Annotated in this window: 9 protein-coding genes and 2 tRNA genes; all 11 read right to left on the bottom strand. The window is 37.5% G+C overall.

Annotation, left to right across the window (positions count from 1 at the left end; translation table 11 throughout):
• Positions 1-70 precede the first annotated feature (70 nt).
• Entirely contained in the window at positions 71-1,192 is a 1,122-nt protein-coding gene (locus DR017_RS02665; RefSeq protein WP_002682003.1) for a hypothetical protein, read from the bottom strand.
• Positions 1,193-1,278: 86 nt separating this feature from the next.
• Positions 1,279-1,536 carry a 30S ribosomal protein S20 gene (rpsT, locus tag DR017_RS02660; protein WP_002682001.1) on the bottom strand — a complete coding sequence of 86 codons (258 nt, stop codon included), beginning with the start codon at positions 1,534-1,536 and terminating at the stop codon, positions 1,279-1,281.
• A gap of 62 nt (positions 1,537-1,598) precedes the next feature.
• Positions 1,599-1,670, bottom strand: a tRNA-Glu gene (locus DR017_RS02655).
• Positions 1,671-1,714: 44 nt separating this feature from the next.
• Positions 1,715-1,786, bottom strand: a tRNA-Glu gene (locus DR017_RS02650).
• A gap of 184 nt (positions 1,787-1,970) precedes the next feature.
• Positions 1,971-2,981 (bottom strand): acyl-CoA reductase, encoded by a 1,011-nt coding sequence (locus DR017_RS02645; RefSeq protein WP_002681993.1) that lies wholly within the window; start codon positions 2,979-2,981, stop codon positions 1,971-1,973.
• Positions 2,982-2,994: 13 nt separating this feature from the next.
• The gene (locus DR017_RS02640; protein ID WP_002682006.1) at positions 2,995-5,511 is read right to left on the bottom strand and encodes a DUF5686 and carboxypeptidase-like regulatory domain-containing protein; all 2,517 of its coding nucleotides are present in this window, start codon (positions 5,509-5,511) and stop codon (positions 2,995-2,997) included.
• A gap of 47 nt (positions 5,512-5,558) precedes the next feature.
• Positions 5,559-7,118, bottom strand: coding sequence for a UDP-glucose--hexose-1-phosphate uridylyltransferase (locus tag DR017_RS02635; protein WP_002681999.1), 1,560 nt, complete (start codon positions 7,116-7,118; stop codon positions 5,559-5,561).
• Positions 7,119-7,132: 14 nt separating this feature from the next.
• The gene (locus DR017_RS02630) at positions 7,133-8,197 is read right to left on the bottom strand and encodes an aldose epimerase family protein (RefSeq protein WP_002682007.1); all 1,065 of its coding nucleotides are present in this window, start codon (positions 8,195-8,197) and stop codon (positions 7,133-7,135) included.
• A gap of 12 nt (positions 8,198-8,209) precedes the next feature.
• The gene (locus DR017_RS02625; protein WP_002681995.1) at positions 8,210-9,367 is read right to left on the bottom strand and encodes a galactokinase; all 1,158 of its coding nucleotides are present in this window, start codon (positions 9,365-9,367) and stop codon (positions 8,210-8,212) included.
• 119 nt (positions 9,368-9,486) lie between these two features.
• A complete protein-coding gene (locus DR017_RS02620) occupies positions 9,487-10,314 on the bottom strand; it encodes an alpha/beta fold hydrolase (RefSeq protein ID WP_002681997.1) in 828 nt (275 codons plus the stop codon).
• Between the two features lie 78 nt (positions 10,315-10,392).
• Positions 10,393-11,436 (bottom strand): phosphotransferase enzyme family protein, encoded by a 1,044-nt coding sequence (locus tag DR017_RS02615; protein WP_002682005.1) that lies wholly within the window; start codon positions 11,434-11,436, stop codon positions 10,393-10,395.
• Between the last annotated feature and the right edge of the window lie 22 nt (positions 11,437-11,458).

Raw genomic sequence — 11,458 nt, 5'->3', positions numbered from 1 at the left:
AAATACAAACAAAAAACTTCCCGTTAGGTCGCAACCTAACGGGAAGTTTTTTAATTAATAAAAGATTAATTTAATTCTTAGTTGAAGAAATAGAATCTGGTTGAGTATCGATATATTTCATACGTTCATCTAAGTCGTTGCCATATATATTATTAATACGAGCGATGATACTATTGAAAGTTTCTCTTAATAGAAAGATATTGTTTTTAAGCTCATTTTCGTTGAAATCAGGGTTGTTCTTGACATTATCAGCTAATGATTTAATTTGTGTTTGAAAGAGCCTAAAACGAGCTTTTACTGTAGGGACATTAATACGTTCTGGAAAGGTGTCACTATTGAGTAGTTCCTTGAGAGCATCTTCTATTTGTACTAACCAAAAAAATACAGAATAATAAGAACTTTCTACATCAGAGTGTTCTCCTACAATTTTATCAGAAAATTTGCCTACTTGGTGAAAATGCTTTGCAGGAAGCTCTAAAATAGAGCGGTATAGTATCACATTGTCATTTTCTTTGGCATTTTCGTCTAAGGAAAGTCTTATAGAGTAAGACGCTGATTTTTTAGGTGAGAAATCAATTTGGTAGCTGTACCAATCATCGGATAGGGTTGTTCTCTTTACATTATTAGTGGAAGAGCTAAGGGTATCAAGAGCTAAAGTTGCTGATAATTCATCATTTTCACCTTCTAAAAAATTTAGTTTTACATTGGGATAATTCACTTTTTTCAATACTATGGAAAAAGTGTAAGGAATATTGGCTACCAAAAAGCGATTCCATTGCAAAAAGCCTACGGCATTATTTTTCTTTTTTTCAAACCTAAAAACAGTATCTTTAGCGGCATCGGCTGGAGTTCTCCAATCGTGTTCTACAATACTATTGATGACTTCTGTTTTAGAATTGATAGGATACAAGCGACTGTATACTAACAAACTATCAGGATTAGAGAGCATCAAATCATCGGTGTTTTTTATCTTGGCAGGAGCCATTGATACGATAACCTGCATCAGTGATTGGAAATTCTTCCAGTGCTTCATATCTTCCTGAGCTTTAGGAGTTAGGTCTATGAGTTTAAATTCTTCAAACTCTATAGACTTTGTTTTATGAGTTTGTTTTTCTTTATCTGATTGATTTGTGTCGTTACAAGAAATAACTCCTGAAAGTAAGAAGAGTAGGGCATAAGATGTATATTTCATAATTTCATATATTTAACTTTAAAACACCAAAGCCAGATTTACTTGCATAAATCTGGCTATCAGTGATAAATCTAAAACCTAAATGACTATTTAGCTAATTTATTGATATGTTTAGCTAAACTGCTTTTTAAATTCGCTGCTTTGTTAGCATGAATGATATTTTTCTTAGCGAGCTTGTCGATCATTGAAACTACTTTAGGGAAAAGAGTTTTTGCTTCTTCTACATTTTCTAAAGCACGTAGTTTTCTTACGGCATTACGAGCCGTTTTGTGTTGATAACGATTGCGCAAGCGAGCTGCTTCGTTTCTTCTAATTCTTTTTAATGCTGATTTATGGTTTGCCATTTTCCTTTACTAATTTAATTTTAAGTTGTATCTTTTAGATACTAATAGTGCATTTAGTGTAGTAGTCCGTAGGGGAATCGAACCCCTGTTACAAGGATGAAAACCTTGCGTCCTAACCCCTAGACGAACGGACCTTAAAATATTTGTTTAACCGTTTAAAAAATTTAATTATGGCTTGTAGTCCGTAGGGGAATCGAACCCCTGTTACAAGGATGAAAACCTTGCGTCCTAACCCCTAGACGAACGGACCAATTTGGTTTATTTAGGCATTGTTTCTCTGTCAATGCGGTGGCAAAAGTACTACTTTTTTTTATATCTGCAATTTTTTTTAGTACTTTTTTTAAAAAAAACTTCAAAATATTTTATAAGTATCTTATAATTAATATTTTATAATTTTAATATTTTGTTTTGTTAGTTATTGTTTTTGAGTTGTTTCACGATAATTTGAGTAAGAAATTTAGGGTATCTACCCCATCAGCGTAGTTCCATAGGTGGGGACTTTGGGTCTTTCCAAAGGCTACTTCTTCAGTTATAAAATTGTGTGCGACTACACATTGTATCTTTTCAGCATCGGTAGTGAGTTTCTTTTTTAAGCTATCTACATCAGTGTAGTATTCGTAAAAAAGGGTAGCAATAGGTGAACCGTAATGCTCGTCTTCTTTTAGCAATAGAAATCCGTTTTCGAGGAGCTGGTATAAGCTCATTAGGTAGACGGCTTTGTTGTAATCGTAGTTATTGGCGTACTTTTGTTCTTGGATGATATCTTTGTAAGGATAAATTGCTTGAAATAGCAAGTTAAAATCATATCCCTTAGGAACAAAAAGTTTAGAGACGCTGCGGCAACCTAAACCATAGTACTGAAAGATGTCTTTACCTAAAGCAAAAAGCTGCTCAGGAGTTTCTCCTCCAGTGAGTACAGCTACTGAATGTCGGTTTTTTCTAATGATGTGTGGTTTCTTACCAAAATAATATTCAAAATAGCGGGCAGTATTGTCGCTACCTGTTGCAATTACAGCATCGTAATCGGTTACTTTTTCGTTAGTAAATTGTACAGAAGCAGTCCATTGGGGAGCGAAATCTTTTATTTTTTCAAGTAAATAGGGGAGCAGTACGCGATCATCACTTGATAGTTTTACGATAGCTTGATGTCCTGCTACTAACACACATAATAAATCGTGAAAACCTACTAATGGCAGGTTGCCAGCCATTACTATCAATATTTTTTTAGCTGAAGTAGCTTGTGGTAATTGATACTGCGATAGCCACTGTTCTACATTACTTTCGCTGAGGGCTTCACTCCACGATGTAAAGGCAAATTCTAAATTAGCACGAGTAAACCAGCTGTTTTGCTGTTCGGCTTTTTCAAAAATGTCCTTAAATAATTCTGTATTAGAAAATAAGTCTCCTAATTGTATGAGATTCTTTTTAACTTTTTCTTTTATCATCTCTTATTTCTTACTAGAATGATGGTACTATCCCGATACGCACTCCAAATTTAGGATTACGTACGCCATTTACATCGTTGAAATCGTTGCGCCATACAAAATCTACCCGTATAAAACGGAAGTTACCTAACCCGATGTTTTCAATACCAAATCCGTATTCCCAATAGAGTTTTTCGGGCGAATTGAATATAATATTAGTAATATTCGCTTGTTTATTTTTTTCTGAAAGTGTTCCGTAAGCAAATCTACCAAAAAGTACACTTTTAAAGCGCAATTTTTGCAAGAAAGGAATTCGGTTTAACAAGAAACCATCAAAATGGTGCTCAAAGTAACCATTAATATAGGTATCAGTGATGAAATCGTAGTAGTCTAAAAGTGCAAAAGTGTTAGGTGCTGATGAGTATGATTGGTTTGCAGGTGTAGGTGCTAAAGCAATAAGTGGTGCTGTACCAAACACTTTTCCAGCTTCTATATTGGCGTGAAAAATACCATAACCAAAGAGTGGAATGGGTTTATAAAGCATCATTTGGACTTTGTCGTAATCAAACTTGCTGTTTATTACCCCATCTACCCCTTTAGAATATTTAAGGGTATATATAGGGAAGAGTTTTTTGCCATAGCGTTGTTCTACACCATAACCAAATACTTTTCGGTGAGGAGTGAACGAAAGCTGAGCTCCTGTATAGAAGTTGTCGTACTCGTGAATTACATCTCCTGTTTTAGGATTTTGGTAGGCAATCAAGAAGTTTTCTTCACTTGCAGAAGAGAGTTTTTGGTAAGTACCAAAAATTGAAAACTGCAAATTAGGAATAATGTTGTAATTGATTACCCCTTGTATCTTTTTGTTACGGGTGAGATAGTAATTTTCACCACGTGCAATGATAAAGTTGGTAGTCTTTTCAAAATTCAATTCGGTATCATCGTGCATTACGAAAGTGCCTAATTGCAGATTATCATTCTGATAACCAGCCCCGAGGGTGATACGCGGACTGTGAGAGAGGAGGTATTTACCGCTGAATCCGTATTTAAACTGTTTGTCTCTCAATCCATAAGCACCATAAATATAGGCACGAAAACGGTCATCGGTAGAGATAAATGAACGGAAACCAGCACGCAATCGCAATCCTTCTACATTGTTACTTGAGAAAGTTTGCCAAAACCTACCAAATTGTATATAATTACCAATAGGAATATAACCAGAAGTTACCACATCGGTTACATCGCCTATCATTTTAATACGTTTATTACTTCCTACCTCACGAATGAGGAGTTTGGTTTTGGTGAGGTCGGCTCCTCCTAAGGTATTGTTATCCCAATAAGCATCGTCTTTATGAAACTGATCTTTAGCAGTTTTTACTACTTGCTGGTCATAAAATTCAGCAGTTTTAGCTTTGTTTAACAATATATCGGAATAATTGATGTAGTTTTTTACATAGAGACCTTTTTCTTCCTCTTTTTTAGTGATTAGCGTAAAATCGCCTACCTGAATTTCGCGTTCGGGTAGATAAATACTATCGTTTGCAATGGTGAAGTATTTTTCAAATGAAAGTCCGCGTACTAAGTTGATATTAGTTTTAGGAGTGGTGTGCATTTGTATAGCACTCACAATGAAGGTTTTGGTGTCTACATCAAACTGCCCTTGTAAAGCCAAATCTTGATCGTCACGAGGGAAGAAATTGATACGATAGAATTGGCGATCATCTTTTTGAATAGTATCACTTAATACATAGAGATACACACCATAACCAAATTCGGATAGAGGGCTCACAAACGGCTTGTTGAGTATCATATAAGTATTGTCATAAATCTCGAACTCGTCAAACGATTGGCTCACGCGTTCCAAACCAAAACCTTGTTGTACAATACCTTGAGCACGTTCGGCTTCTATATCTACACGTTTTTTTCCTAACTGATTGTTACCATAAACAGTTTCTATTTTTTCGGTGAGATACATTGGGAGAGAAAAAGTTTCCTTGTATTTTTTCTCGGAGAGGATTTTTCTAATTGTATCGTATTCTTTGTTTAAGGCTTTTTTGAGGAAGACCGTATCGAGGTTGTTCACCCCTAACTCGGTAGTAGTGTGTTTTTTATACTGATAAGCTGTTGCATTTTGCAATCCGCGTTTCTTTTTATTTTTCCAAATGCCTTGCAAAACAGTATAGGCAGGGTTTTCTTTTTTAGAAAGCGCCTTTTTAGGTTTTGCTACAATCGTTACTGCGTCTAACTGTTCACCTTCTACGAGTACTACGACCAATCCTTTAGTGTTATCTTTTTCTAAATGGATTTTTTTTGTGGTATACCCTATGAAAGACACCTCTAATTCTTTTTGTTTTTTTTCGGAGTATAGAGAAAAACGTCCTTCATCATCGGTGTAAGCACCAATAGTAGTTTTAGGGAATAACACATTAGCAAAAGCTATAGGTTGACCATTTTCATCGATTACTTTACCCGATACGTGTGTTTGTGACCATAGGTAAGAACCTAAGGGAAAAAAAGCACATAACAAGAGTAGTAAGAAGTGTTTTTTCATCGTATAAAAGTTAATATTAAAACGCAAAAATACAAATAATTAGCAAATTAGCAAATTTGGCTCACGAATTTCCTAAATCCTTCCTCACCTTCAGGGGTATGTTTGAACACACCGCAGTTTTCTAATACCTCACAGAAAGTATCGCCTATACTCTTGTTGATAAACTCGTCTAAATTATCAATTGAGAGTGGAGTAGGGGAGGTATTCACGTAACGTTCTAACCACTGAGTGTGTTTTTGCAAAGCAGAGTCAGCGTTCATTTTGGTATATACAGTGCTGAAAGCGTTACCAACTGTAATGGCTTCACTAAGCAAGGTTTTAATGTTCGCCATTTCAGTCTTTAACCTACCAGGTAAAATCGCTAAGCCCATCACCTCAATAATCCCGATGTTCTCTTTTTTGATGTTGTGCAGATGTTCGTAAGGGTGGAAAATTCCCATAGGGTGTTGGGCATCAGTGCGGTTGTTGCGCAAAGCCAAATCGAGTTCGTATTTACCATTTTTGAAGCGTGCTACAGGGTTTACTGTATTATGGCGCACCCCCTCAGTATGCGAGTAGATGCCTAATGATGCATCGCTGTAGTTTATCCACAATTGCAAGATTACATCGGCTAAAGCAATGAGGCGCTCTTTATCTCCACGCAATCGCAATACGCTCATAGGCCAATTTACGATGCCTGCTTCCACATCTTCAAAACCTTTGAAGTTCACACGTTCTTTTATGGTCGCTTTTTCCATAGGAAACACGTGTCGCCCACCCTGAAAATGGTCGTGTGAGAGGATAGAACCTCCTACAATAGGTAAATCGGCATTAGAACTGAGGAAGTAATGAGGGAATTGCTCTACAAAACCTAATACGTGCTCAAAACAAGCCTTGTCAATCTTCATAGGGCGATGTTCACTCGAAAAGACGATACAGTGCTCGTTGTAATAGATATAGGGTGAGTATTGGAAAAACCATTCCTCATTGGCTAAATCCAATTTAATAGTACGCAAATTTTGGCGTCCAGCGTGATTTACACGCCCCATATAGCCTTCGTTCTCTTTACAGAGCAGACATTTAGGGTAGTTAGTGGCTACCACATCTTTTTGGGCAGCAATATCACGAGGGTCTTTTTCAGGTTTAGAAAGGTTGATAGTAATCTCTAAATTGCCATAAGGGCTCTCGTGTTCCCACAAGATGTTTTTGGCAATTCTATCGGTGCGTATATAGTTGCTTTGCTTGTTGAGCTCGTAGAAAAACTGGGTAGCTTGCTCTTTGTTACTTTGGTATTTGTGCCAAAAATCGTTGCGAATTACCGATGTACGAGGTAATACCTGTCCCATAATCTTAGAGTTCAGCAGGTCGCGGAAAGTAAGCGTATCGGTAGAGAGGGCGCCGTTCTCAGCAGCCCATTCAACTAAGCTATCAAGCAGCTCAGTGGGGTAGACTATCTCAGCAGCTCGTTTAGCGATTTGAGCTTGTTCTTCTTTTGTAAACTCGGTATAACTATCACAACCAATGCTTTCTAAAACAGCATTAGTCACCAATATACGATCTTCTTCCTTCACCAATCCGTGCAAAATAGCATAACTGATGAGGGTTTCTATTTCAATGTAAATATCCATTTTCAAACTAATTTCTAACTCCTAAATTTATAAATGGTTTCGTGTTTGTACACTTCTCCTTTTTCTAAAGGTTTTACTGCAAATTTAGGCTGATTGATACCATCGGGGAAGTCTTGCATCTCAATAGCTACTCCTACAAATCGCGGGTTTTTTGATGGTTTTTCCTTGCGAGTACATACCTTATCAAATACAGGTACATCGTCCAAAAAGTTACCGGTGTAAATCACAGCCACGCGTTGGGTAGTATAGGCTTCCATAGTAATACCACTTTCAGAAGAGTGCAATACCAACTGAGGAACACCTTTAAGTCCGCTGTGGTTGAGTACAAAAGGGTGGTCGTAAGCGCGAGTGATTTCGAATTGAGGGTGTCCTTCAGCAATACCTTCGGCGATGACTTTTCCTTTGCGAAGATCGAAAGTAGTACCTTCTACAGCTATGTAATTACCCGTAGGTATCAATCCTTCTGCCAATTCACAGATATTATCAGCATCGATTTGTAATACTTGGGTATCGCCATTCATTTCCATATCACCAGAGAGGTTGAAATAACTGTGGTTGGTGATATTGAGGTAGGTTTTGGCATCGGCAACGGCTTCGTAAGCAATGTGCAGACTGTTGTCATCAGTGATGGTGTAAATCACTTTGAAATCTACTTTTGCAGGGTAGCCTTCTTCTCCATCAGGACTTATGTAGTGCATTTCCAAGCCATTAGAAAGTTCTTTTACTTCAAAGAGTTTACTGCTAAAACCTTCTTTACCACCGTGCAATGAATTTTCACCATTGTTTTTAAATAGATGATAGGTTTTCCCGTCGATAGTGAAGGCAGCGTTGTGAATGCGCCCTGAAGTGCGCCCTATGGTAGCTCCATTATAGGCGCCATTACCTATGTAATCTTCTAAATGCGCATAACCTAATACTACGTTTTTCAGTACATTGTGCTTATCTTTTACAGCTATTTCAGTAATAGTACCGCCTAAGTTCAAAACAGACACGCGAAAGCTGTTCGCATTCTGTAAGGTATATTGATAGACAGCCTGTCCGTTGTGAGTACCGAACAGGCTTTTGTTGATGGTTATCATACTTTGTCTTGTTTATAGTTTTTTAGCGCCGTCGCTTACAGAAGCGATATAGAAATCGGCAGCATAACCTATTTTGTTTTTGTAAGCCTCTCCTACGTTTTTAATGAAATCGTCCACTTTGTCTTTTTTTACGATGCTTACAGTGCAACCGCCAAAGCCAGCTCCCGTCATACGTGAACCTACTACCCCAGGTTGTTCCCAAGCAAGGGCAGCTAAAGTATCGAGTTCTACACCAGTTACTTCATAATCATCACGTAAAGAAATATGTGATTGATTCATTAGTTTGCCAAATTCAGCTAAATTACCTGCAGAAAGTTCTTTTTGCGCTTTAAGAGTGCGTTGATTTTCATATACTGCGTGTTTTGCTCTTTTTTGGCGAATAGGACTCTTGATGAGGTCTTTGTTGGCTTCAAATTGTTCAATAGAGAGTTCTCCTAAGGCTTTGATAGGCAATTTGGTTTGCAATTCGGCTAAGGCTTCATCACATTCTGCACGACGTTCGTTGTATTTAGAATCAGCGAGACCACGACGTTTGTTAGTATTGGCAATTACGATTACCTCATCTTTCAGTACTACAGGCACATAGTCGTATTTAAGGGTATTGCAATCAAGGAGAATAGCGTGGTCTTTTTTACCCATAGCTACTGCAAACTGATCCATAATACCAGAATTTACTCCAATAAATAGGTTTTCAGTTTTCTTGCCTAATTGCGCCATTTCCACAGGGTCAATAGAAAGATGGAAAAGGTCTTTTAGCACGATAGCAGTAAGCATCTCAATAGAAGCAGATGAAGATAGCCCTGCACCATTAGGAATATTTCCTGAGAAGAGAATATCGAAACCAGAATCGATTTTTTGACCAGCTTCGAGGAACATTTTAATCACACCTTTTGGGTAGTTAGCCCAGTCGTGTTTTTTGTCGTTAGTAAGTTCATCAAGGGTGAACTCCATTACACCGAGGTCAGCAAAGTTTTCAGAATACATACGGAATCTACGGTCATTTCGTTTTTTTACGAGACCATAAGTACCTTTGTCGATAGCACAAGGGAATACATTACCACCATTATAGTCGGTATGTTCACCGATGAGATTCACACGTCCTGGTGCGAAGAAATGTTTTTCGGCAGGAGCACCGAAAACTTCTTGAAACTTTTGTTCTAAGTGTTTCATATCGTTTTTAGTTATTAGTTTTGTTTAGAAATTACTTAATTAAATAATATAATCGAAAAAGGGAGTGCTGTCAAAGACAATTCCTAATAGATATGATTCTTGTAGAGACAATATATTTCTTATCTTATAAAGGATTTTAGCTGAGTCAAATACCAATCAAAGTCATCATACATAATAAAGTGGAGGCCTTTATTGGCATATCTAAGGTCTCTCAAAGATAAATTTTGATATTGATCTCTTATGTTGTCTTTTGAAGAAGTAAATACGGACTCTAAGAGTACTAAGGCAGGCACTTTTATCTGTTTTATTTCCTCTCTGAGGTCTGTATTAGAGATTTCACACACAAGTTTGGCGAGGGTCTCCCTATCTGAGGCTACACTCCACTGAACGATGGTAGGCTTCTTGGCTTCCTTTGTTGTATAGTACATCATTGAAGCCATTTGCGAACGCTCAAAGTCTTCTTTGGGCATTGCTGTAAGTTCCTTGATCATAGGAGTACAATCCTTGTTAGGTGTTATCTTAAAATTAGGATCAGAAAGCAAAGGCAAGCAAGGCAAAGCATCTACAATCACTATTCTATCAAGTAGGTCAGAGGCTTTAGCAGCTATTTTCATAGCAAGGATGCCCCCTAAGCTATGCCCTACAATCGTAGGTTTTTGGATGTTCTCCTTTTTGATATAGGAGATAATGGCATCTGTCCAATAGTCCAAACTTGGATTCTTTACAGGGGTAATTCCTCCAAACCCCGCTAAGGTAAGCAGGTAGCAAGTGTGGTTAGTGATCAGAGCAGGGACAGTCTCTTGCCAGACATCGCTGGAGCAGCCAAGTCCTGGAATAAACAAAATAGGACTTCCTTTTTCTCCTACTTTTTTCACTGAGAATGGAGATTGTCCAAACGTAGATAGTGGCAAAATAAGTAAAAGGGAGGTTATAAAAACATTTCTCATAGTAAAAAAATAGATTTTAAATTAAAAATTAGCTTGGTTTCAACTTTGGCAAAGTTTCAAACTAAAAGTTTGTATTACCTATTTAAAGTACTTTTTGGCAATCGCTCTGAGTTCTTTTTCTTTGTCTTCCAAACGTTGGAAAAGGACAAATTGATTGCGGGCACGAATGTAATTCTCCTCAGGATATGAGGTTTTGAAGTACACATCGTTATTAAAATAATCGGCGAGGAAACGAATACCAATAATGAATATCATATATTTGGCTCCGTCGACGATGTGTTTTTTCTCTGAGGGAGTCATCACAGGGTTCATTACTGAAAAACCTTTACAAAGCGCTTCGAAAAACTCAGTGTTGAATACAATTTTAGTATCGTCAGCTTCATTTTCTTCGGTAGGGCTTACCGAAGTGCGTACCATATCACCAAAATCATACAACAAAATACCTTGCATCACTGTATCGAGGTCGATTACTCTAAAATCATCAGGGTTTTCTTTATTGATGAGTACATTATTGATTTTGGTGTCGTTGTGAGTTACACGAATGGGTATGCGTTTTTCGTCTACTTCTTTTTGGATAAGGTCGAAAATCACTTTGTGTTGTTGAGCAAACTCGTATAGTTTTTGAGCTTTTTTCTTGCGGTCTAGAGTAGCTTGAGCGTAGGCATCTTCTAATTGTTGGAAACGCAAATGCCCGTTATGGAAGTTAGGAATGGTAGCTTGCAAGCGAGAAGTATCAATGTTAGCAAAGGTTTTCATAAAAGTAGCAAAAGCAGTAGCTGCTTTTTCGGCTTGCCAAGGAGCTTCGATGAACTCATAGGAAGTATAACCTTCAGCAAAAGGAAATACACGCCACACAATAGCTTCAGCATTTACAGAATAACCACCTTGTTTAGCAGGCATCATTGGGAGAATAACACGATTGTTAGGTTCAGTTTCCCAAAGTAGTTCAATATTTTTGATGATGCAGTCGGGGGTTTTAAACACATTGCTGTTAATTCCTTGAAGGATATAGTTAGTAACATTTGTTTTCACCAAATAGGTGCGGTTGATGTGCCCATTACCATAAGGTTCTACAGAAAGGATGTCCCCTTCTAAAATAAATTGATTGGCTATTTCTTTCATTGTACTTAAATAAGAGGTAAGA

The organism is Capnocytophaga sputigena, assembly GCF_900446695.1.
Lineage (GTDB): Bacteria > Bacteroidota > Bacteroidia > Flavobacteriales > Flavobacteriaceae > Capnocytophaga > Capnocytophaga sputigena.
The sequence above is the reverse complement of the archived record's forward strand: the minus strand, read 5'-3'. Positions and strand labels throughout refer to the sequence as shown.